Raw genomic sequence first — 22,865 nt, forward strand, 5'->3', positions numbered from 1 at the left:
TAGTGGTCGAGGCCGACGATGTCGGGCAGGCTAGACCGGCGTGGACGACGACGGCACGAACGGTGCTCCGTGTCCAGGCACGATCAGGACCGGGCCGAGGGCCAGGACCTTCTCCCTGGCCGCCCGCAACTGCTCGCGGTCGGGGGCGAAGGGGTCGTCGGACGGTCCTTCGGCGGTCCACCACAGGTGCGTCAGGACCACGAGGCCCTCGGCGGCCGTGACCAGCGTGCTGACGTCCTGCGCGGTGTGGCCGGGGGTCGTCATGAGCGCGATCGACGGGGAGAGCCGGTATCCGTCGGCGTCGCGGTCCTCCCAGATGTCGTCCTGGTAGATGGCCATGTGGTCGTGGAAGCGGGCTGCGGGGAACAGGGCCGCGTTCAGCGTGTGGTCCGGGTGGTGGTGGCTGAAGATCACGTCGGTGACGTCTTCCGGGCTCAGTCCATGGTGCGCGAGCGGATCCAGGATGAGTCGGCGGTCCGCCACCATGCCCGGATCGACGATCGCGACCGTCTCGCCGTCGACGAGGAGGGTGACGGTGCCGGCCACCCGCGTATCGGCGTAACCGGTGGTCAGGACGTGGAAGGCGGCGGTCATCAGAGATTCCTCGGGTGAAGGGTGTGTGAGGCGTGCGGACCGGTCAACGGGGAAGGATCGCCGGGAAGCCGGTGAGCAGGGCACGGAGACCGGTCCGTCTGTCCGGAGCGTACGCGTTCGCGCAGCGATGGACAGGCGACGGTTTCGCGCGCGGGTCCACGTCGATGTCGAGCCCTGACTGCCCGTAGGCCGAACGGACTCTCACAGGTCTTCCTACCTCAGTCGGTAGGCGCGGGCCGCCGTACCGCCGAAGACCTCGGAGCGCTCGGCTTCGGTGAGGCCCGCGGTCAGCTCTTCGGCTACGGCGACGACCTCCTCGTACGTGGCGGCCAGCAGGCACACCGGCCAGTCCGAGCCGAACATCACCCGCTCCGGGCCGAAGGCGTCCAGCGCCACGTCGGCGTACGGGCGCAGGGCGACCGTGCTCCAGTGGTCCCGCTCGGCCTCGGTGACCATGCCGGACAGCTTGCAGAACACGTTGGGCTGCGCGGCCAGTTGGCGGATCCCCGACGCCCACGGCTGGAGTTCGCCCCAGGCGATGGGGGGCTTGGACAGGTGGTCGAGGACGAAGGTCAGCTCGGGCAGCGCCCTTACGGTGGCGATGGCGGCGGGCAGTTGGTGCGGAAGGGTGAGCAGGTCGTAGGCGAGACCCGCGGTGGCGACCGTGTGCAGGCCCCGGTGCACGTCGGGCCGGGTCAGCCAGTCGGGGTCCGGCTCGCTCTGCACCAGGTGGCGTATGCCCACCATGAGTTCACCACCGGGCGCCGACCGTAGGGCGGCCAGGGTGTCGGAGAGGCGGTTCGAGGTGAGGTCGGCCCAGCCGACGACACCTGCCACCAGGTCGGTCCGCGCGGCCAGGGCCAGGAACTCCGCGGTCTCGTCCGCCTCGGGCAGGACCTGGACCAGGATCGTGCGGTCGATGCCCGCCGCCGAGGTCTCCCGTGCCAGGTCCGTCAGGGTGAAGTCCCGCCGCACGGAGGCCATTTCCGGCGCGTCGAGCCAGCTGTGTGCGCGGCGGCGGGGGCCGGAACCCGTCGTCGGACGGGAGGCGGACATCGGCCGCCAGATGTGATGGTGTGCGTCGATCCTGGTCATGGTCTTTCCGGTCGAGGGGTGCGGTAGAAGATCATGCGGTGTGAAGCGGCCCTGTTCCGCCCCCAGCGATCGGTGCTGATCGGCGGGGCAGCGACGTCAGACCAAGGGATCGCGCAGGTGCTCCCTCAGCCACTGCTCGGTGTTGCTCACGTGCAGCAGCGCGGCGGCCTGGCTGAGGGCGGGATCACGGGTGGACAGGGCGTTGAAGATCGCCTCGTGCTCGGCGAGGGTGCGGCCCGAGGCCTTGTCATCGACCAGACCGCGCCAGATGCGGGCGCGCAGTGTGCGTCCGGAGATGCTTTCCAGGAGCGTGAGCAGGGTCTCGTTGCCCGTGGCCGAGACGACGGCGCGATGGAAGGCCACGTCGTGGGCGTTCAGCTGTTCCACGTCGTCGCGAGCCTCGCGCATGGCGTCCAAGTGCCCTCCCAACTCGGCCAGTTGCGCGTCGGAGATCCGGGTGGCGGCAAGGGCCGTGGCGACCGGCTCCAGGAGCCGCCGCACCTCCATGAGGTCCCGCAGGGCGACCGAGTCGCCCTGGAGCAGTTCCACGGCCCCGCCGAGCCCCTCCAGGAGCAGGCTCGGCTGCAGGCTGGTCACATACGTGCCGTCGCCCCGCCGGACCTCCAGGACCCGCGCGACCGCCAACGCCTTGACCGCCTCGCGGGCGAGGTTGCGGGAGAGCCCCAGCTGGGCGGCCAGGTCAGGCTCAGGCGGCAGCTTGGAGCCCGGGGGCAGGGCGCCGGTCCGGATCAGCTCACGGATGCGTTCGATGGCCTTGTCCGTCAGAGACAACGTGGCTCCCTCCCCCGGCCGTGCTCCGCGGGCACGTCCGACCTGATCAGCCCCTGAGCGCGGAGATCGGCCCAGAGCCCGTCGGGGATGTGCTGACGATGGAGTTCCACGTTTCGTACGACCTGTTCCGGGTTCCGCATGCCGAGGGTGACGTTGATGATACTGGGATGCGTGTAGGGGAAGGCGATCGCGGCGGCGGGCAGCGTGGTGCCGTGGGCCGTGCAGACCGCGGCGATCGCCCGTGCACGGGCGACCAGAGCCGGTGGGGCGTCCTGGTAGTCGTACTTCATACCCTCGGTGGGCCGGTCCTGGGACAGCAGTCCCGAGTTGAAGACACCCACCGCTACCACGCTCTTGCCCAGTTCCCGCGCGGTGGGCAGCACGTCGTCCAGCGCCGACTGGTCCAGGAGGGTGTAGCGCCCGGCCAGCATCACCACGTCGGCCGCGGTCTCACGCAGGAAACGCGCGAGCATCGCCGACTGGTTCATGCCGGCGCCGATCGCGCCGATCACGCCCTGGTCGCGCAACTCCGCGAGCGTGGGCATGGCCTCCTCGGCCGCCTGCCTCCAGTGGTCGTCCGGATCGTGCAGGTAGACGATGTCGAGGCGGTCCAGGCCGGTGCGCTCCAGGGTGTCCTCGATGGACCGGAGCACTCCGTCCCGGCTGAAGTCCCACTGGCGGCGCAGGTCGTCCCGTACGACGAAGCCCTCGGTGTCGACGCCGCGTAGCTCCGCATTGGGCACCAGCAGTCTGCCGACCTTGGAGGAGATGACGTAGGCGTCACGCGGGTGGCCCCGCAGGGCGGCGCCCAGACGGCGTTCGGACAGGCCGAGGCCGTAGTGCGGTGCGGTGTCGAAATACCGCAGGCCGGCCTCCCAGGCCGCGTCGACGGCGGCCCTCGCGTCGTCGGCCGGGGTGACGTGGTAGAGGTTGCCGATCACGGACGCCCCGAAGCCGAGTTCGGTGAGCGAGACGGACGTGTTCTGGATCTTTCGCTGGTGCAAGTGGTGCTCCTGGGATACGGATGACGGGTGCCGGTCAGCGTCTGACGTGGGCCGACCCTCCCGTGATCAGCGCCTCGACCTCGGCGAGCGAGGCCATGGAGACGTCTCCGGGCGTGGTCATGGTGAGCGCGCCGTGGGCGGTGCCGTAGGCCAGGGCGCGCTCCAGGCCGGTGCCTGCGAGCAGTCCGTGGATGAGACCTGCGGCGAAGGCGTCGCCGGAGCCGATGCGGTCCAGGACGTACAGGCCGGTCATCCGGGGGCCGGGCACGAAGCCGGTGTCGAGGGACCAGGCGGCCGAGGACCAGTCGTTGACCCCGGCCGAGGGCACGTCGCGCAGGGTCGTGGCCAGTACTTTCGCCTCGGGCAACAGAACGGCCACCTCGGCGAGTGCGCCCGTCACCTCCTCGGCCCCGATGCGCGCCTGCCCTGGGTGGGTCCCGGCCAGGCCCAGGGCACCCACCACGACGTCGGCGTGCCGGGCGAGCCGCAGGTCGACCTCGCGGGCCCGGTCCGCGCCACCGCGGCCGGCCCAGAGGCTGGGGCGGTAGTTGGGGTCGTAGGAGACGGTGACACCGTGGCGGCGGGCCGCGGCCATGGCCTCGTCCGCGACGTCCGCCGTGGTGTCGGACAGGCCGGCGAAGATACCGCCGGTGTGGAACCAGCGCACCCCGGCCGAGAACACGGCGTCCCAGTCGACGTCCCCTTTGCACAGCTGGGAGACGGCGGTGTGCGCGCGGTCGCTGACGCCGAGCGCGCCGCGGATGCCGTAGCCGCGTTCGACGAAGTTGAGGCCGTTGCGGGCGGTGCGGCCGATGCCGTCGTCGGGCACCCAGCGGATCAGCGAGGTGTCGACACCGCCCTGGAGGATCAGGTCCTCGACGAGCCGGCCGACCGCGTTGTCGGCGAGGGCGGTGACAACGGCCGTGCGCAGTCCGAAGCAGCGGCGCAGTCCGCGGACGACGTTGTACTCGCCGCCTCCCTCCCAGACCTGGAAGGAGCGGGCGGTCCGGATCCGCCCCTCCCCCGGGTCGAAACGCAGCATCACCTCGCCGAGGGCCACCACGTCGATCACGTCATGCTCCTCTCCGCTGCCTCCACGGCCTCCGCGGTCAGCCGACGGATCTCCTTGTGGTCGCCCCGCCGGAGGTGGTCGGTGGTCGCCATCCAGCTGCCGCCGACGGCGAGGACCGCCGGGTGGGCGAGATAGGCGGCCAGGCGGGAGGCGTCGATACCGCCGGTCGGTACGAAGCGCGCCTGGGGGAAGGGAGCCGCGAGCGCCCGCAGCATCCGAAGACCGCCGAGCGGCTCGGCGGGGAAGAGCTTGATGGTGTCGAGGCCCGCCTTCAGAGCGCGCATCAGCTCGGTGGCGGTGGCGATGCCGGGCACCACGGGCACGCCCAGCTCGCGGCACGTGGCGACGACCTCCGCGTCGAAGCCGGGCGAGACCACGAAGCGGGCCCCGGCCGCCACGGCCCGCTTCGCCTGCTCAGGCGTGAGGACGGTGCCCGCGCCGACGGCCAGACCACCATGGGCGGCCATCTCCTTGAGCACCCGCTCGGCGTCCGGTGTGCGGAACGTGACCTCGACGCACCGGGCACCACCCGCCGCAAGCGCGTCGGCCAGCGGGCCGGCGGTCGAGACGCGCCGCACCGTCAGTACCGGCATCACGCGGGCTCCGGCCAGCACGGAGGCCAGGTCGTTGGCGGTCATCGGCCGAGCCATCCCCCGTCCACGGGCAGGACGACGCCGTGGACGTAGGCGGCGGCGTCCGAGGCGAGAAACACCGTGGCGCCCGCCAGGTCGTCGGCATCCCCCCAGCGGCCGGCCGGGATACGGTCCAGGATGGCCTTGCTGCGCACTGGGTCGTCCCGCAGGGCCTGGGTGTTGTCGGTGGCGATGTAGCCGGGCGCGATGGCGTTGACGTTGACGCCGTGCGGAGCCCACTCGTTGGCCAGCGCTTTGGTCAGACCCGCGATGCCGTGTTTGGCGGCGGTGTAGCCGGGAACGGTGATGCCACCCTGGAAGCTGAGCAGGGAAGCCGTGAAGATGATCTTCCCCTGGCCGCGGGCCACCATCGACGCGCCCACCGCACGGCTCAGCGCGAACTGCGCGTTGAGGTTGACCTGGAGCACCAACTCCCAGTCGCTGTCCGGGTGTTCGGCGGCCGCAGAGCGGCGGATCGTGCCCGCGTTGTTGACCAGGATGTCCACCGGCCGCTCGCGCCCGGCGAGGTCCGCGCCCAGGGCACGTACGGCCCCGGGATCGGCGAAGTCGGTGCGGATCGCCTCGAACGTACCGCCCGCGGCGAGGACGTCCTTCTCCACCGCGCTGCCGGACTCCTCAAGCGAGGCGCTGACGCCGATCACGTCCGCGCCCGCCTCGGCGAGCGCGCGGGCCATGGCCCGGCCGATGCCGCGCCGGGCTCCGGTGACGACGGCGAGCTTCCCGGTGAGGTCGAAGGCGGTCATACGGCGCCTCCCTGGGCGTCGTCGGTGCAGTCCACGAGGATCTTCATCACGTCACCGCCGCCCTCCAGGGCCTCGAAGGCGGCGGGCGCCTGGGTGAGGGGCACTACCTTGCTGATCAGCCGCTCGGCCGGGATCGTCCCGTCCGCCACCAGGGTCACCGCCTTCTCGAAGTCGCCGCGGTCGTACAACCGGGCGCCCACCAAGGTCAGTTCGCGCCAGAAGAAGCGGTGCAGGTTGACCTCGCGCGGCCGGGGGTGGATGGCGACGAGGCAGAGACGGCCGCGCACACCCAGCACGTCGACCGCCGTGTCCACGCCGCCCGCCGCGCCGGACACCTCGAAGGCGACGTCCGCGCCCGCGTCCCCGGTCCACTCCCGCACCAGCGCCGGCACGTCGTCGTCACCCGGACTCCACACCGTCAGACCCAACTCCTCGGCCAGCAGACGGCGGTGGGCGTTCAGCTCCACGACCCGGACGTCAGCGCCCGCGGCTCGGGCGACCAGCGCGATCAGGACGCCGACCGGGCCGCCGCCGACCACGACGGCCTTCTCACCCTCGGCGACCTGAGCGCGGCCCACGTCGTGCACGGCGACGGCGGTGGGCTCGACGAGTGCGGCGAGGTCCAGGGGCAGGGAGTCGGGCAGCCGGAGGAGTGTCGAGGCGGGCACGGTCCAGCGCTGCTGCATCGCGCCCGGGGAGTCGATGCCGATGAAGTCCAGGTGCTGGCAGATGTGTTGATGCCCGGAGCGGCAGGCCGGGCAGGTGTCGTCCCAGCGCAACGGCATCACGGTCACCGCGTCGCCGGGCTGCCAGTCCTCGACGCCCGGACCGACGCGTACGATCCGGCCGGACATCTCGTGTCCCAGGACGGCGGGCGCGGCGACCCGGGCGTCCATGTCGCCGTGGAAGATGTGCAGGTCGGTGCCGCAGATACCGACGTAGGCGGGGGCCAGCTCCACCTCGCCGGGTCCGGGCGGCGTACTGGGTGCGACAGCCGTGTCCAGGGTGCGGGCGGCCGTGTAACGGACGGCGAGTGTCATCGTGTCGTCAGGGTCCCTTCAGCGCGGACACCGATGGTCAGCAGCAGGTTGGCGTAGGTACGGGTGTCGGCGGTGACGATCGCCAGCGCCAGGTCGGGTGAGCGGGCGGCGTCGTAGAACTCGAAGCGCCCGAGCGTGTCGACCGGGAGGGGCGCCAGCATCGAGCGGTACTCGGCGATGGCCGGTGGCTCCGGTTCGCCCTCGGGCGGGACCATCACGTGGGCCGACTCGACGGGCAGGGCGCGCAGCAGGACGTCGAGCACGGTGGTGACGTCCAGGAGGCCGGGAGCCAGGTTGAGGTGGACGGTTCTGGCGCGCGCGCCGGTGGCGGTGCTGGCCGGGTAGTGGCCGTCGGCGAGCAGGACGCGGGCGCCGTGACCGGCTCCGGCCAGCGATTCGAGGATGCCGGGATGCAGTAGTTCGGTCAGGAGCACGGGAGTTTCCTCTCCTTCCAGAGGTCCGGGACGTCAGACACGGGAGGACCAGACCGGACCGTCGGGGTACGAGAACTCCTTGAGGGACTCGGGGTGCATCTGCGCGCTCAGTCCCGGCAGCGTCGGCGTCAGGTAGTGGCCGTCGACGATGCGCACCGGCTCGACGAAGTGCTCGTGCAGATGGTCGACGTACTCGATGACGCGGTCCTCGGTCGTGCCGGAGACGGCGACGTAGTCGAACATCGACAGGTGCTGGACCATCTCGCACAGGCCGACGCCGCCGGCGTGCGGGCAGACCGGCACCCCGAACTTGGCGGCGAGCAGCAGGATCGCGATGTTCTCGCCCACGCCGCCGACCCGCGCGGCGTCGATCTGCACGATGTCCACCGCGCCGGCCTGGAGGAGCTGCTTGAAGACGACCCGGTTGGCGATGTGCTCGCCGGTGGCGACCTTGATGGGGGTGACGGCATTGCGGACGGCGGCGTGGCCGAGGATGTCGTCGGGGGAGGTGGGCTCCTCGATCCAGTACGGCTGGTAGGGGGCCAGGGCGCGCATCCAGTCGATCGCGGCCTGGACGTCCCATCTCTGGTTGGCGTCCACCGCGATGCGGATGCCGTCGCCGACCGTCTCGCGGGCGGTGCGCATGCGCCGTACGTCGTCCTCCAGGGACGCGCCGACCTTCAGCTTGATCTGGGTGAAGCCGTCGGCGACGGCCTCGCGGGCGAGGCGGGCCAGCTTCTCGTCGGAGTAGCCGAGCCAGCCGGGGGTGGTGGTGTAGGCGGGGTAGCCCTGGTCGATCAGGTGGCCGATGCGCTGTTCACGGCCGGCTTCGGCGCGGCGCAGGATCTCCAGGGCCTCCTCGGGGGTGAGGGCGTCACTGAGCCAGCGGAAGTCGACCTGCGCGACCAGCTCCTGCGGGGACATCTCGCCGAGGAAGCGCCACACGGGCTTGCCCGCACGCTTGGCGGCCAGGTCCCAGGCGGCGTTGACGACCGCTCCGGTGGCCATGTGGATGGCCCCCTTCTCCGGGCCCAGCCAGCGCAGTTGGGGGTCGTGGACCAGAGTGCGGGAGAACGCGCCGAGGTCGGAGCAGACCTCCTCGACCGAGAGGCCCACCACGTGCGGGGCGAGAGCCGCGATGGCGGCGGCCTGTACATCATTGCCGCGGCCGGTGGTGAAGGCCAGGGCGTGGCCCTCCAGGCCGTCGCCGGCGTCGGTGCGCAGGACGACGTAGGCGGCGGAGTAGTCGGGTTCCGGGTTCATCGCGTCCGACCCGTCCAGGTGCTCGGACGTCGGGAAACGCACGTCCAGCACGTCCAGGGCGGTGATGCGGGCAACAGCCGGGGAAGCGGGCAGGGCGGATGACATGGCGGCAACTCCTGTGAGGGCAGGGGCGGTACGGCCCCTTGCGACGAGGTGTGAGGCGGCGGAGGGTGTCGGGGTGGCCTGGACGACCGACCGGATCACTCCTGGACCTTGCCGCCCGTGATGCGGGAGATGGTCAGCGCGACCAGGATGATCAGGCCGTTGAGGGCGCCGATCCACTGGGCGGGGACGCCTGCCAGCGTGAGCACGTTCTGGATCATGAACAGCAGCAGGATGCCGCTGAACGCCCCGAACATGGTGCCCTTGCCGCCATTGAGGCTGATCCCGCCGATGACGGCGGCGGCGAAGACGGTGAAGATGTAGCCGTTGCCCTGCGCCGAGGCGACGGAGGCCAGTCGTCCGGACAGCATCAGCCCGGCGAGGGCGGCGAGCACGCTGCCGGTGACGATGACGATCCACAGCACCCGGTCGGTGCGGATGCCGGCCGCCTTCGCGGCGTCGACGTTGCCGCCGATGGCGTACAGCGAACGGCCGAAGCTGGTCCAGCCGAGGACGACGATGGCGACGGCGAACAGCAGCAGGCAGATCCAGATGGACGCGGGCATCCCGAACCATTCCGCGGTACCCAAGTACAGCATCGAAGGCGGGAGTTGGAAGAAGGTCTGACCGCCGGAGATGCCGGTGAGGACACCGCGCAGGACGATCAGCATGCCGAGGGTGACGATGAAGCCGTTGAGGCCGAAGCGGATGATCAGCAGGGCGTTGACCACGCCGACCAGCGCGCCCACGGCGAGCGTGACCGGGACCGCCCAGGCGCCGGGCAGGAGCCCGAGGCCGTGTCCGGCGCCGGTCGGCACCACGAGCCAGGCCGCCACACCGGGCGCGAGGCCCATGGTGGACTCCAGGGAGAGATCCATCTTCTTGACGATCAGGATCATCGCCTGGGCCAGGACCAGCAGGGCCATCTCGGACATGGTCTGCAGGACGTTGATGAGGTTGTCCGCCTGCAGGAAGACGGGGTTGACGATCTGGCCGACGATCGCGATGACCGCGATCGCCGGTACGAGTGCCAGATCACGCAGTCGCGCGAGGGGTATCCGGCCGCCGAGCAAGGCCGTCCGCTTGGCCCGCGGCTCGGCGGTGGCCGTGTCCGCGAGTACGGTTTCAGGCATCACCTCAGGCATGCAGGTCCACTCCTTCCATCGCGGCCACGAGGTCGTGGTCGTGCCAGCCGCGGGCGATCTCTGAGGTCACACGGCCCTGGAACATCACCAGGACCCGGTCGCACATGCGCAGGTCGTCGAGTTCGTCGGAGACGATGAGCACCCCCGTGCCGGCCTGCGCGGTCTCCTCGACCTTGCCGAGGAGGAACTCCTTGGAGCGCACATCCACGCCCGCGGTCGGGTTGATCAGGACCAGCAGACGCGGATCGTCGGCCAGGGCGCGGGCCATGACGACCTTCTGCTGGTTGCCTCCGGACAGGGCGGAGACGGGCAGTTCGGGCCCGGGAGTCTTGATCGCGAGGTTCTCGATCATGCCCTCGGCGAGCCGGTCCCGGCGGCCGCGGCTCAGGAACCCGCCCGGCCCGAGGCGCTTGGGTACGGACAGTGTGGCGTTGTCGGCGATCGACATATCGGGGACGAAACCCTGATGGTGGCGGTCCTCGGGGACGAACCCGGCGCCGGCGGCGAGCGCCGCGGGCACACTTCCCGGCCGTGGCCGGCTTCCGGCGATCTCCACCTCGCCCGCCGTCGGCGCCCGCAGCCCTACGACGGTCTCGGCGACCTCGGTGCGCCCGCTGCCGGCGGCGCCCGCGAGTCCCACGATCTCCCCGGCGGCCACCTCGAAACCGACGTCGTCGTACGCGTCGCCCCGCAGAGCCCGGACACTCAGCGCGGCCGTGGCGCCGGGGGTGAGGGTGCTCGCCCGTTCGCCTTGCCGGTCGACCGCCGCCTCGCCGGTCATGGCGGCGACAAGCTCGGCGCGGGGCAGTTCCGCGACCGGGGCCGTGATGACGTGCCGGGCGTCGCGGAACACCGTCACCATGTCACAGATCTCGTAGATCTCCTGGAGATGGTGGCTGATGAACAGGAAGGTCACGCCCTGGCGCTGCAGGTCCCGGATGCGGCCGAACAGCCGGTTGACGGCAGCGCCGTCGAGTTGGGCGGTCGGCTCGTCGAGGATGATGAACCGTGCCCCGAAGGACAACGCGCGGGCGATCTCGACGAACTGCCTCTGCTCTACGCTCAGTTCACCGGCCGGGGCGTGCGGGTCGACGTCCACCGACCAGGTCGACAGCACATCCTGTGCGCGGCGACGGGTGGCCTGCCAGCTGATGAGCCGGCTGCGTCCGTGGTCGTGCCGGTTCAGAAAGAGGTTCTCGGCGACGGTCAGCGCGGGAATGATCGTCGACTTCTGGTAGACGCAGGCCACACGTTCCCGCCAGCCGTCTCGGTCGCTGGGCCGAGGGGCGGGCTCGCCGCCGAAGGTCACCGTTCCCTCGTCGGGGGTCTGCAGGCCGGTGAGGACCGACACCAGGGTCGACTTGCCTGCTCCGTTGCGGCCGACGAGCGCGTGGGTCTCGCCGGGCCGGACGGTGATCCGGGCGCCGTTCAGAGCCACCGTCGGACCGAATCGTTTGACTATGCCCGTCGCCTCGACGACGGGCGGGTCCACCAGGACCCGTCCGTCGTCCGCCGGGGCGGGCGCGGGGGTGACTGCTCGCTCCCCGTCGCTCATCTCAACCGCCTTGTGCTCGTGGGCCGTTGCGTGCCGAAAGGGATCAGCCGAGGTTGTTGCCCCACAGGGACTTGTCATCGCTCTTCAGGCTCGGGACCCCGCCGTAGGTGCCGCCGTCGGCCGTGACCAGCGGGGCGGAGAGCTGGTCCTCAAGCAGGCCGTCGCGGACCTGGATGATCGTGCTGTCGTGGTCGGTCTTGCCGGGCTTGAACGTCTTTCCGTCGATCGCGGCCTTGAGGTAGTAGAGGGCGTACTTGGCATAGAGGTCGGCCGGCTGGGAGACGGTGGCGTCGATCTGACCGGCGGCGATGTCCTTGAGTTCCTCGGGGATGCCGTCGTTGGAGACGACGAAGACGTGCTTCTCGTCCTTGGGACCAGCCAACAGACCCTTCTGCTTGAGGACTTGGAGGGTGCCGGACAGGGCGAAGCTGGACTGCATGTAGATGCCCTTGATGTCCGGGTTGGCGGTCAGATCGGTCTGCAGCTTCTGCGCCGCGACCGCGCCGTCCCAGTTGGTGGCCTCCCCGAAGACCTTGATCCCGGGGTAGTTCTTCTTCATGCACGCGTTGAACGCCTCGGTGCGGTCACGGCCGTTGATGGAGGAGAGGTCGCCCTGCAGCATCGCGACCTTGCCCTTGCCGCCGAGCTTGGCGCCGAGGAACTGGCAGGCCTTCTCGCCATAGGCACGGTTGTCGGCACGTACGACCATGTAGACCTTGCCCGTGTCGGGGCGGGTGTCGACGGTGACGACCGGGATGTGCTTCGCCTCCATCTGCGCCAGGGTGGGCGCGATGGCGGCGGTGTCCTGCGGGGCCATCGCGACGCCCTTCACGCCCTGGCTGATGAACGTCTGCGCGTTGGCGGTGAGTTTGGCGACGTCGTTCTGCGAGTTGGTGGTCTTCAGCTCCAGGCCCAGCTCCTTGGCGGACTGGGGCGTGTACTTGATGTAGGAGTTCCAGAAGTCGGTGTCGGAGCGCGGGTAGTCGACGCCGACCAGCGGTGCGCCACTCGACGAACCCGCACTGGTGGAGCCGCTGCCGCACGCGCTGAGCAGCGCCAGTGCGGACAGGGCGGTGACGGCGGAACAGAGGGCGTGTCTGACTCTCATCGGTGCTTCCTCGCGCCGGTCCCGTAGCGGGAAATGTTGCGCCTCGACGACAGCTGCGTATCGCCGCGCGCTAGAGATGGGATGTTTATAGAGGCACGATCGGGCGCCTGTCCAGACTTCCGTACAAGTAGTGCCGAAATCCCAGCTCATGCGCGCCCGCGAGCAAGGGGGCCGGGAGCCGAAGGAAATATGCATCCCATCAATAGCCATCGCCCGATGGCCCTGGTTGGCCACATCGCACCGCGAGACATTCCATGTTTGCATGCTCTCGATACATGACAGAGGCAAATAAATGGTGCAACTCGCCTGACGCTGCGGCCACTTTCATCCCTGCACACCGGTTGACATCCCAGGGACACATGGCGGACCTTCATGCGTAACAAGCGGCGCCTCATGCACAGCGGCCACGCCGACTCGTGTCGCCCTGTGTTCCCTCCCCTCTACCCCCTTCGCACCAGGGATGTCTCCATGTCGAGTTCGATCAACAGACGCCACTTCCTGGCCGGTGCCACCTGCGTGGCCGCGGCGGCCGTTGCCGGAGGTGTGTTCGGCGCCGACGTCGCCCAGGCGGCGCCCAGCACATACACACCCGACTGGAACTCGGTCGACCAGCACCCGCCGGCCCCGGAGTGGTTCCAGGACGCGAAGTTCGGGATCTACTTCCACTGGGGTGTCTTCAGCGTCCCCGCGTTCGGCAACGAGTGGTACCCGCGCAGCATGTACCAGGACGGAAGCAACGAGAACAAGCACCACATCGCGACCTACGGCCAGCCGTCGGCATGGCCGTACCACAACTTCATCAACGGGGCCCAGGACCTCGCGGGCAACTTCGTGAAGTTCGCGCCGAAGCTGAAGTCGGCCGGCGGGCAGTTCGACCCCGACGAGTGGGTGCAGTTGTTCGTCGATGCCGGTGCCAGGTTCGCCGGCCCGGTCGCCGAGCACCATGACGGCTTCTCGATGTGGGACAGCCAGGTCAACGAGTGGAACTCGGTGAACAAGGGCCCGGGACTCGACCTGCTGCACCTGTTCTCCACGGCCATCCGCGCCAAGGGACTGAAGCTGCTGGTGGCCATGCACCACGCGTACCACTTCAACGGCTACTACGAATTCGTCCCCGTGCAGACGGATCCCAGCCTCAAGAAGCTCTACGCGCAGACGGGTTCGGCCGCGGAGAACCAACGCTGGTTCGACAAGCTCAAGGAGGTCATCGACCGCGCTCAGCCCGACATCCTGTGGCAGGACTGGAAGCTGGACGCCGTCGACGAGACCCAGCGCCTGAACTTCCTGGCGTACTACTACAACCAGGCGGGCAGCTGGGGCCGTGAGGTGGTCGCCACCTACAAGGACGGCATGAACAGCAAGGGCGAGATCTTCGACTACGAACGCGGCGGCCCGGCCGACCTCACCACCCCGTACTGGCTGACCGACGACAGCATCTCCAGCAGCAGCTGGTGCTACACGCAGGGCATCGGCTACTACAGCATCCAGCAGATGCTGCACTCGTTCATCGACCGGGTCAGCAAGAACGGCAACGTGCTGCTGAACATCGCGCCGATGGCCGACGGCACCATCCCCCAGGCCCAGAAGGACATCCTCCTCGGTATCGGCGACCACCTGAAGCGCTTCGGCGAGTCGATATACGCGACCCGCGCCTGGACGGCGTACGGCGAGGGCCCGACGAAGATGGGCGGCGGCGCGTTCACCACCCCGCACGCCGGCACCCCGCAGGACATCCGCTTCACGCGCAACAAGGCCGACAACGTCCTGTACGCCACCGTCCTGGGCTGGCCCGGCAGCTCACTGACGATCAAGACCCTCAGCTCGGACCGGATCAACCTCTCCTCGCTGACCTCCGTGCAGCTCCTCGGCGACACCGCCGGCACCTACATCGACCTGCCGACGCCGACCCAGAGCTCCTCCGGCCTCACGGTCACCCTGCCGTCCTCGGCGCCCTACAACGCCAACGCCTACGTGCTGAAGCTCGCCTTCTCCGGCGCGATCCCCATCCTGAAACCGCTCGTCGGCGCCGTCGTGTTCGCGGACGTCGACTACACCGGCAAGGCCGCCGTGCTCACCGTCGGCGACTACACCGCGGACGAACTGACCACTGCCGGACTGGGAGCGCGCACCATCTCCTCCCTCCGGCCGGCCCCCGGCTACCAGGTGATCGGCTACGCGGAAGACAACTTCACCGGCACCTCCTGGACCTTCACCGCCGACAACCCCGACCTCCGGGTCACCGGCGACAACGACCAGATCACCTCGCTGAAGGTCCAGTTCAACCCTGCGACGTACTTCCGGATCACCAACGCCACCGACGGACTCGCCCTGGACAGCGGCGGCGGCGTGGCCTCCGGCGCCAACCTCAAGCAGTGGACCTGGGACGGCAGTTCGAACCTGCAGTGGCAGGCGGAGGCGGTCGGCGGTGGCTACTACAAGCTGGTCAACCGCACCAACGGCATGGTCGCCGACGGCTGGGGCGCCACCGCCGACGGATCCGCCGCGAGGCAGGCCCCCTGGAACGGTGGCACCAACCAGCAGTGGACGATCACCCACCGGGGCGGCGACCGCTACTCGATCGCCAACCGCACCACCGGCCTGGTCCTCGACGGCGGCGGCAACGTCGACTCGGGCTCCGCCACCAAGCAATGGACATACGGAAGCAGCACCAACCTGCTGTGGAGCTTCACCGCGCTGTAGCCGGCGAAGCCCGCCGCCGACGGTGCGAACGTCCATACCTCGAACTTCGACGCTGCCGGGCCTCACTCGGTGAAAGGGACAGAAATGCAGAGAGATGGCATGCATATGACATTAAAGCCATGGGGCTGGGGGCGCGGGAGGCGTGCGGGGGTGCTCGCCGCGGTGACCGCTTTGCTGGCGGCGCTCCTGGCCGGGTTGGGCACGGCCGGGACGGCGCGGGCCGCCACGGTGGATACCAGTGCGTGGTACACGCTGGTCAACCGGGGCAGTGGCAAGGCGCTCGACGTGTCGGGGGCGAGTACCGCCGACGGGGCGGCCATCCAGCAGTGGACCCGCAACGACGGGGCCAACCAGCGGTTCCAGCTCCTGGACTCGGGCGGCGGTTACTACCGGCTGAAGGCGCAGCACTCCGGCAAGGTGCTGGACGTGTCCGGCTACTCCACGGCCGACCATGCCGACGTCGTGCAGTGGACCGACGCGAACGGCAGCAACCAGCAGTTCCGGCTGGCCGACTCGCCGGACGGTTACGTGCGGCTGCTCAACCGCAACAGCGGCAAGGCCCTTGAGGTGGACAACGCCTCCACCGCGGACGGCGGCAAGGTCGTGCAGTTCACCGACTGGGGCGGCGCCAACCAGCAGTGGCAGCTCGTCCCCGCGACGGGAGTACTGGCCCAGGTGCACACCGCGGGGCGGGTCAAGGACGCCGGAAACACCGTGCAGTACAGCTGGCCCGGCGTGTACTTCGAGGGCCGCGTCAGCGGCACCGGTGTCGGGATCGTACTCAACGACTCGGCCGCCGACTACGACGTCCAGGTCGACGGAACCACCGTCACCACACTCGTCACGCCCGGCGACACCACGCACTGGATCAACGGCCTGCAGAACGGTGAGCACACCGTCCGGCTCGTCAAGCGCAACGACACCCCGGGAGACATCAGCACGTTCGGGGGCTTCGTGGCCGCTCCCGGCGGTGCCGTACTCAGCAAGCCGGCGGCCCGCAGCCGCCAGATCGAGTTCATCGGTGACTCCCTCACGGTGGGCTACGGCAACCTATCGAACTCCCGAGACTGCACCTCGGACCAGCTCAAGCGTTCCACCAACGCCGACGTGAGCTACGGCGCCCTCACCGCCCGGCAACTGAACGCCGACTACCAGATCAACGGCTTCTCGGGCCTCGGCATGGTGCGCAACTACGGCGGAGGCTCCCCGGACGTCACCTACCGGACCTTCTATGACCGTGCCCTGCAGAGCGTCTCCGGCGACGTCTGGCAGAACCCGGGCACCTGGCGCCCCCAGGTCGTGGTGGTCAACCTCGGCACCAACGACTTCTCCCCCCTCGACCCCGGTGAGTCGTGGACGCCCGAAAGCCTCGCGGCCGCCTACCGCAGCGCCTACACCGACTTCCTCCAGAAGCTGCGCACGCGCTACGGGACCGGAACCACCATCGTGGCCGTCGGCACCGGCCAGTACGCCGAGCACGTCCAGCAGGTGGTGAAGGCACGCAACGACGCCGGTGACAGCGGAGTCCGCTACTGGTCCCTCGACAGCTCGGGCCTGGACTTCCTCGGCTGCAACTATCACTACTCGGCCCACGACGACCGGATCATCGCCGACCGGCTCACCTCGTTCCTCTCCGGTCTGCCGACAGGCTGGTGACGGCCCCACCGCCCAGCTCCGCCACCGTGCCCGCGCATGCTGCACTCAGGGGCGAGACGCCGTTGTCGTCGTGCAGGGCGCGGCGGCGGCGCCGGCGCCGCGCACTCCGGCACCCGGCGATCCCGAGCGCACCGGCCGGGGCGCCGTGGAGCGGAAGCCGATCTAGGCTGGAAGCTGTGGCTGGGAACCGGCCCTGACGGGCCCGGCTGTCCGGACGGAGGTGTCGCGCGTGGACATGGCCGGCAAGCAAGACGCCCCCATTGCCGCGCTTGTGGTGGACCCGGACGGCCTGGTGAGCGGCTGGAGCGAGAGCGGGCGTCTGCTGCTGGGCTGGACGGCAGAGGAGACCGTCGGGCGCCCCGTGAGCGACCTGCTGGCCGCTCCCCTGCCACCTGGCTTCCCCGAGAGCTACGTCAGCGGCCCCGACCACACGGGGCTCACCCCCCTGCGCCACCGGGACGGTTCCACGCTGGACGCTCTCGTGTCGGCTCACCCGCTGTTCGACGCCGACGGCCGGACGCTGGGCCATGCGGTGACCGTCCAACGCTGGGAGCTGCGCCCGGTGATCGCCGACCTGGCCTTCGAACAGTGCCCCTTCGCTCTGGGCGTCTACGACCCTGAGCTGCGGTTCCTGTGGATCAACGCCTCCTCGGGCCGGGTGATCGCGCACTCCGAGGAGCAGGTGCTCGGTAAGAAGTACCGCGAGCTGTTTCCCGAATTCGACCGCTCACTGTTTCCCGAAAGGGACGACAAGCCCTACACCGACCAGCTCTCCGAAGTGGCGAGGACGGGCAGGCCCGCGCGTCTCATCACCGTCTTCCGCCCCCTCGGCAGTAACTACGCCAACGCCTGGGCCACCAGCATATGGCCCGTCCGGGACGCCGAGGGCAGGGTCCGCGCGGTCGCCAACTGGGGATTCGACATGAGCGCCGAGTACTGGGCCCGGCAGCGCCTGCTCATGCTCAACGAGGCCAGCGGCGGCATCGGCCGGACACTCGATGTGATCGGCACCGCCCAGGAACTGGCCACGACCCCGGTGCCGGCGTTCACCGACCTCGTCACCGTGGATCTCTTCGACGAGGTGCTGCGCGGAGAGGAGCCGCCCTCCGGGTCCGAGTTCACCCCTGGCAAGACCATCGTGCTCAGCCGTGCCGCCCGGCACAGCGCGAAGGAGGACACCGTCCGGGCTCGCGGGCCCACGACGCCGGTCAGCCACGCTCCCGGTTCCGTCGCCGCCCGCTGCATGGCCACCGGCAGGTCCACGGTCCAGCTCGCGGCCGAACCCGGCCAGGGCGGCGAATGGGCCTTCGGGCCCGGCCTCGCCGCCGACCCGGCTCACTGGCCTCCGGGCAACCCGTTGATCGACGAGTCCATCGCCGCGGACGGGCTGACCGGCCGGATCACCGTGCCGCTCCGGGCCCGCGGTACGCTGCTCGGCGTCGTCGCGTTCTCCCGCAGTGACCGGCCCGAGGCCTTCACCGCCGACGACCTGATCCTCGCCGAAGAGCTCACTGCCAAGGCAGCCATCGCCATCGACAACGCCCGCCGGTACGCGCGCGAGCGCACGACCGCGCTGACCCTGCAGCGCAGCCTGCTGCCGCAGGGGCTGGCGAGCCAGGAGGCGCTTGAGGTGGCATCCCGCTACCTGCCCGCCGGGACCGGCGCGGAAGTGGGCGGTGACTGGTTCGACGTCATCCCACTCTCCGGTGCCCGGGTCGCCCTGGTCGTCGGGGATGTCGTCGGTCACGGCCTGCACGCCTCGGCCAGCATGGGCCGGCTGCGCACGGCGGTCCGCACCCTGGCCGACGTGGACCTGCCGCCGGACGAGTTGCTCACCCACCTGGACGACCTGGTCATCCACCTTTCCAGCGACCTGCAGCCCGCCGGTAACTTCCAGCCGACCGGCGAGTTCGGGGCCACCTGCCTGTACACCGTCTACGACCCGGTCTCCCGCCGCTTCGCGGTGGCGAGCGCGGGTCATCCGCTGCCGCTGATCATCTCCCCGGACGGCACCAGGCTCCCGAGCTCCGCACAGCCGGGACCACCGCTCGGCGTCGGTGGGCTGCCTTTCGAGGCGACCGAAGTCGAGCTGCCCGAGGGCAGCCTGCTCGCCCTCTACACCGACGGACTGGTGGACTGCCGCGAGCGCGACGCCGACCAGGGCATCACCGAACTGCAGCGTGTCCTGAACCACTCGGCCACCTCGCTGGAGGACCTCTGCGACACGGTGACGGGCGCCATGCTCCCCGAACGCCGCACCGACGACGCCGCTCTGCTGCTCGCTCGCACTCTTGCGCTGGATCCCCGGCACGTCGCCGACTGGGACGTCGAACCCGACACCGCGCAGGTGCCGCACGCCAGAAAATTCGCCGTCGACCAGGTGGACGTCTGGGGCCTGGAGGAGATGTCGTTCGTCACCGAACTGGTCGTCAGCGAGCTGGTCACCAACGCCATCAGATACGGCGAGCCCCCGATCAGGCTACGGCTCATCCGTGACACCTCCCTGATCTGCGAGGTCTCCGACGCCAGCAACACCGCCCCGCACCTGCGCCGGGCGCGCGCCTTCGACGAGGGCGGCCGGGGCCTGCTGCTCGTCGCCCAGCTCACCCAGGGGTGGGGCACCCGGCACACCACCGAGGGCAAGACGATCTGGTGCGCACAGCCCCTTCCCGAGCCCGAGCCGCGATGAGATCCGAGCCGATCGAGTTCGCCAGGGCAGTCCCAGCTGTTCCACCCCACCGGCACACGCGCCTGGTGCCGGGGGATCGGGCCGGGCAGCCTCGTCAGCACCCGTGTCTTCTTCGGCCAGCGGCCTGGCATCCTCCGGCAGTGACGTGTGTCCCCTGTAGATCTTGACTGACCAGCGGTCACACTCCGATGAAGCTCACTGTTTCCGTCATGTCCGCCCGCCCGGTACGCAGCCGCGGCACGCCTTCCTTCTCGAATCCCACCGAGACGCCGCAGAACAGCACGAGCCCGTCGTCGGCACCGACTGTCTGGCTGACGCTCTTGCGGTACATGGTCCACATCACCTGGGGGCAGCTGTGCAATCCTTCAGCCCTCAGCAGCAGCATGACCGTCTGCAGATACATGCCTGCGTCCCCCCACTGTCCGGGCCCCATCGTCCGGTCCAGGTAGCAGAACAATACGACCGGTGCCCCGAACGCCTCCGAGTTCAAGGCGGCGATCTTCTTGGGCCTGTCGGGGTCGTCGCGCTCGATTCCCAGCGCTTTGTACCGCTGGGCGGCCGCGGCGGAGAAGCGGTCCACATAGGGCGAGTTCAGTTCGGCCGGGTACATCGGATACTCCCGCTGGTCACCCGGGTCTCCCGCCAGTGCCCTGGCCTTCGCGCGCCTCTTCAGTTCGGCCAGGGGCTCGCCGGTCACGACATACACGTGCCACGGCTGGAGGTTCCCGCTCGACGGAGTCCGCGTCGCAGCCGCCAGCACTCGTTCGAGTATCTCTTTGGGTACCGGCTCATCGCTGAACGCCCGCACGGCCCTGCGGCTGTCCACGGCCTCATACACATCCACGTCTTCGCGTCCTCTCTCTCGACCGGGCCCCTACCCGTATTCACCGGTCAGCGCCGAGCATCGCCAGTCCCTGGACAGACACCTCGTTCTCTACCTGCGCAGCCCCTCGGCGACCAACTACTGACGTGACGTGGCAAACCCAAAGGGACCACGGGTCAGTCGCGAAGTCCTGGCCCTGGGCACCTGCTCGGCCACCGGCCGCGCGCCCTGAGCGTTACACAGCGCTACATGTCCGTTCGCCGGAGCGATGCGAGAACAGGGCACAACGAGGTGTACGCCTCACACGTCGGCGGGCAGTGGGTCGTCGCGCAGCACGCTGTAGGCGACGCCGTCGCGCCACCGGCCGTCCCGGAAGACGATGCCCCGCAGTACGCCCTCGCGGGTGAACCCGGCCTTCTCCAGGGCCCGCTGCTCGGCGATGTTCTCGGCCTCGGTGTCGGCCTCGATCCGCATCACGGATGTGTGGGCGAAGAGGTACCGGACGAGCTGTAGCTGGGCCCGGGTGCCGATGCCCCGGCCGCGGGCCTCGGGCAGCAGCTGGGCGCCCATGTTCCAGCAGTGGGTGGAGGCCGTGACGACGACCTTCCGCCAGGCGACGAACCCCAGCGGCTCGTCTCCTGCCGTGACGATGAGCTGACCGCCGTCCTCACCGAGCAGCCGGTTCTCCGTCCAGCGCTGCCGGAACCGCCGCGGGTCGGTGTAGCCGTACCACTGGAACGGCCCCGCCGTCTCTGGCTCGGTGAGGAAGCGTTCCAGCAAGAGGAGGTCGTCCTCGCCGACGGGGCGCAGAATCACGGATTCGGCAGACATGAACGAGAGCGTACGGCGTGACCTGTCAGGACCCCGTCAGGAGACCCGGTCCAACACCGGGAGACAGCCGCGCCACTGGCCCGGTGGTGTGCTGCTCCAGCTCCTCCGCCGAGGCCGGATCGCCGAACTCGCGCAGGTCGCGTATGACTGCCAGCGCCAACCCGAGCCTCCTCACCTTCGGCCGGACCGCGGATCGGTCGGATGCGACGAGAACGCGTCAGGAATCCGAAGTTGCGTCACCTGGTGACAGAGCGCTCCAAGGAGGGAGAACGCCCTGGCCACGGGCCTCGGCTCTCAGCGCGGCTCAGGAGAACTCAGGGGATGTCACACATACGTGGCGTCGGTCAGAGGCTTGGGGGGGTAGGCGCGGAGCACGAGAGATGTGGTGACGGGGCCGTAACGGGCAAGTGCGTCGACAACTTCTTCGAGTCGTCCTGCCTGCGGGCAGTAGATGTCAAAGATGAGGCAGTCTTCCCCGGTGACTCTGAGGGTGGAGGCGATTTCGGAGGTCCGGGAGGCGAAGTCCAGGGCGCGCGATAGCTGGGCGTGCGTGGTGCGCAGCCGGATGACCGCGTGAATGTTCAGACCGAGGGCTGCCGGGTCGACCACGGCTCGGTAGCCGGTGATGACGCCGTTCTTCTCCAGCCGCTGGATGCGTGCGCTGGCCGCAGGCTGCGAAAGTCCGACGCGGCGCCCTATCTCCGCGCCGGTCAGACGGCCGTCGGTCTGGAGCAGGGCGAGGATGTCTCGGTCTATCCGGTCGAGTGATTCCATTGTTGTCCGCACCATCTTCTTTGAGATCACTTGTGCCACTGCCACTGCCCTGATGCATCCAACAGAATCTGCGCCAGGTACTCCCGTGATCGTAGGGAGCGACGAGTGAAATGGTGGTGGACAGTGGCCGCGTACGTCATCGTCCCGGGCATCGACGGCTCGGACGGACAGCACTGGCAGACCTCGTGGGAGCGGCAGTGGGGCACCTCAGCGGTGAGGATCAACCCTTCCTCGTGGTCCACCCCCGACCTGGATGACTGGGTCGACGCTGTCCAGGAGGCGTACGACGATGCTTCCCGGCAGGACAGCCGCGTTGTGCTGGTGGCCCACAGCCTGGGCTGTTGGGCGGCGTCCACCTGGCTGATCAAGAACCCATTGAGTCCGACAGGCGGCGCGTTCCTGGTCGCGCCGCCGGACCCGCACGGGCCGGCGTTCCCACGCCAGGCGGCCGCGACGTTCATCGAGGTGTCTGCACAACCACTGCCGTGCCCGGCTCTGGTGGTGGGCAGCGCCAACGACCCGTACTGCACCCCCGAGGCAGCCGCCGGCTTCGCGGCGCGGTGGGAAGCGCGATGGCACCTCGCGGGCGCGTGCGGACATATCAACTCCGCCAGCGGCCTCGGCTCGTGGCAGCACGGCCATCGACTCCTGGACTCGCTGACCCCGCGGTGATCAACCACCGCGGGGGACTCATAGCCACCAGGTACCGCCCAGCGGTTCCCCTTCGAGCCAAGGACGTCCGCCCGTTGACGCACAAGAATGCGCCGCTGTCCGTCGAAGGCCGCCAGCTCG

At 69.6% G+C, this 22,865-nt stretch carries 21 protein-coding genes; 4 read left to right on the forward strand and 17 right to left on the reverse strand.

The features are described 5' to 3' along the window. Positions 1–30: 30 nt before the first annotated feature. From IE277_RS29265 to IE277_RS29325, 13 genes are all read right to left on the reverse strand, one after another. Positions 31–594 carry an MBL fold metallo-hydrolase gene (locus IE277_RS29265; protein ID WP_189956708.1) on the reverse strand — a complete coding sequence of 188 codons (564 nt, stop codon included), beginning with the start codon at positions 592–594 and terminating at the stop codon, positions 31–33. 213 nt (positions 595–807) lie between these two features. Further along, on the reverse strand, positions 808–1,689 hold the full coding sequence (locus tag IE277_RS29270) for an amidohydrolase family protein (RefSeq protein WP_189956709.1): 882 nt from the start codon (positions 1,687–1,689) through the stop codon (positions 808–810). A 96-nt stretch (positions 1,690–1,785) separates the two neighbouring features. Beyond that, on the reverse strand, positions 1,786–2,481 hold the full coding sequence (locus IE277_RS29275; protein WP_189956710.1) for a FadR/GntR family transcriptional regulator: 696 nt from the start codon (positions 2,479–2,481) through the stop codon (positions 1,786–1,788). Continuing rightward, positions 2,472–3,485 carry an aldo/keto reductase gene (locus tag IE277_RS29280; protein WP_189956711.1) on the reverse strand — a complete coding sequence of 338 codons (1,014 nt, stop codon included), beginning with the start codon at positions 3,483–3,485 and terminating at the stop codon, positions 2,472–2,474. The genes IE277_RS29275 and IE277_RS29280 overlap by 10 nt, the downstream gene beginning before the upstream one ends. A 34-nt stretch (positions 3,486–3,519) precedes the next feature. Then, positions 3,520–4,557 carry a sugar kinase gene (locus IE277_RS29285; protein WP_189956712.1) on the reverse strand — a complete coding sequence of 346 codons (1,038 nt, stop codon included), beginning with the start codon at positions 4,555–4,557 and terminating at the stop codon, positions 3,520–3,522. After that, on the reverse strand, positions 4,554–5,195 hold the full coding sequence (locus IE277_RS29290; protein WP_189956713.1) for a bifunctional 4-hydroxy-2-oxoglutarate aldolase/2-dehydro-3-deoxy-phosphogluconate aldolase: 642 nt from the start codon (positions 5,193–5,195) through the stop codon (positions 4,554–4,556). Before IE277_RS29290 ends, IE277_RS29285 begins: the two co-directional genes overlap by 4 nt. Continuing rightward, complete coding sequence (locus IE277_RS29295) at positions 5,192–5,953, reverse strand: SDR family oxidoreductase (protein WP_189956714.1); 762 nt, start codon at positions 5,951–5,953, stop codon at positions 5,192–5,194. Before IE277_RS29295 ends, IE277_RS29290 begins: the two co-directional genes overlap by 4 nt. Continuing rightward, positions 5,950–6,993, reverse strand: coding sequence for a zinc-dependent alcohol dehydrogenase (locus IE277_RS29300; protein WP_189956715.1), 1,044 nt, complete (start codon positions 6,991–6,993; stop codon positions 5,950–5,952). The genes IE277_RS29295 and IE277_RS29300 overlap by 4 nt, the downstream gene beginning before the upstream one ends. Continuing rightward, positions 6,990–7,427 carry an RbsD/FucU domain-containing protein gene (locus tag IE277_RS29305; protein ID WP_189956716.1) on the reverse strand — a complete coding sequence of 146 codons (438 nt, stop codon included), beginning with the start codon at positions 7,425–7,427 and terminating at the stop codon, positions 6,990–6,992. Before IE277_RS29305 ends, IE277_RS29300 begins: the two co-directional genes overlap by 4 nt. A 33-nt stretch (positions 7,428–7,460) precedes the next feature. Continuing rightward, positions 7,461–8,795, reverse strand: a complete 1,335-nt coding sequence (locus tag IE277_RS29310; RefSeq protein WP_189956717.1) for an L-fuconate dehydratase — start codon at positions 8,793–8,795, stop codon at positions 7,461–7,463. Positions 8,796–8,890: 95 nt separating this feature from the next. Further along, positions 8,891–9,925 (reverse strand): ABC transporter permease, encoded by a 1,035-nt coding sequence (locus IE277_RS29315; RefSeq protein ID WP_189956774.1) that lies wholly within the window; start codon positions 9,923–9,925, stop codon positions 8,891–8,893. Between the two features lie 4 nt (positions 9,926–9,929). Beyond that, complete coding sequence (locus IE277_RS29320) at positions 9,930–11,492, reverse strand: sugar ABC transporter ATP-binding protein (protein WP_189956718.1); 1,563 nt, start codon at positions 11,490–11,492, stop codon at positions 9,930–9,932. Positions 11,493–11,535: 43 nt separating this feature from the next. Then, positions 11,536–12,600 carry a sugar ABC transporter substrate-binding protein gene (locus IE277_RS29325; RefSeq protein WP_189956719.1) on the reverse strand — a complete coding sequence of 355 codons (1,065 nt, stop codon included), beginning with the start codon at positions 12,598–12,600 and terminating at the stop codon, positions 11,536–11,538. Between the two features lie 468 nt (positions 12,601–13,068). On the opposite strand from IE277_RS29325, the gene IE277_RS29330 reads away from it, so the two are divergent. The 3 genes from IE277_RS29330 (at position 13,069) to IE277_RS29340 (ending at position 19,645) form a co-directional block, all read left to right on the forward strand. Further along, the gene (locus tag IE277_RS29330; RefSeq protein ID WP_189956720.1) at positions 13,069–15,300 is read left to right on the forward strand and encodes an alpha-L-fucosidase; all 2,232 of its coding nucleotides are present in this window, start codon (positions 13,069–13,071) and stop codon (positions 15,298–15,300) included. Positions 15,301–15,405: 105 nt separating this feature from the next. Further along, a complete protein-coding gene (locus IE277_RS29335) occupies positions 15,406–16,956 on the forward strand; it encodes an RICIN domain-containing protein (RefSeq protein ID WP_189956775.1) in 1,551 nt (516 codons plus the stop codon). 235 nt (positions 16,957–17,191) lie between these two features. Continuing rightward, on the forward strand, positions 17,192–19,645 hold the full coding sequence (locus tag IE277_RS29340) for a SpoIIE family protein phosphatase (protein ID WP_189956721.1): 2,454 nt from the start codon (positions 17,192–17,194) through the stop codon (positions 19,643–19,645). A 178-nt stretch (positions 19,646–19,823) separates the two neighbouring features. Here the strand turns inward: IE277_RS29340 and IE277_RS29345 are convergent, their stop codons facing one another. The 4 genes from IE277_RS29345 to IE277_RS29355 all read right to left on the reverse strand — a co-directional run bounded on the left by IE277_RS29345 (position 19,824) and on the right by IE277_RS29355 (position 22,073). Further along, positions 19,824–20,489 (reverse strand): nitroreductase, encoded by a 666-nt coding sequence (locus tag IE277_RS29345; protein ID WP_189956722.1) that lies wholly within the window; start codon positions 20,487–20,489, stop codon positions 19,824–19,826. Between the two features lie 279 nt (positions 20,490–20,768). Next, positions 20,769–21,299 carry a GNAT family N-acetyltransferase gene (locus IE277_RS29350; RefSeq protein WP_189956723.1) on the reverse strand — a complete coding sequence of 177 codons (531 nt, stop codon included), beginning with the start codon at positions 21,297–21,299 and terminating at the stop codon, positions 20,769–20,771. A gap of 25 nt (positions 21,300–21,324) precedes the next feature. Continuing rightward, positions 21,325–21,459, reverse strand: a complete 135-nt coding sequence (locus IE277_RS48935) for a hypothetical protein (protein WP_268252666.1) — start codon at positions 21,457–21,459, stop codon at positions 21,325–21,327. Positions 21,460–21,623: 164 nt separating this feature from the next. Continuing rightward, complete coding sequence (locus IE277_RS29355) at positions 21,624–22,073, reverse strand: Lrp/AsnC family transcriptional regulator (protein WP_189956776.1); 450 nt, start codon at positions 22,071–22,073, stop codon at positions 21,624–21,626. Between the two features lie 105 nt (positions 22,074–22,178). Between IE277_RS29355 and IE277_RS29360 the strand changes: the two genes are divergently transcribed. Continuing rightward, positions 22,179–22,745: an RBBP9/YdeN family alpha/beta hydrolase gene (locus IE277_RS29360; RefSeq protein ID WP_229882040.1), complete on the forward strand. Its 567-nt coding sequence runs from the start codon at positions 22,179–22,181 to the stop codon at positions 22,743–22,745. The last annotated feature ends 120 nt before the right edge of the window (positions 22,746–22,865 follow it).

Source organism: Streptomyces alanosinicus, from assembly GCF_014650595.1.
GTDB lineage: Bacteria > Actinomycetota > Actinomycetes > Streptomycetales > Streptomycetaceae > Streptomyces > Streptomyces alanosinicus.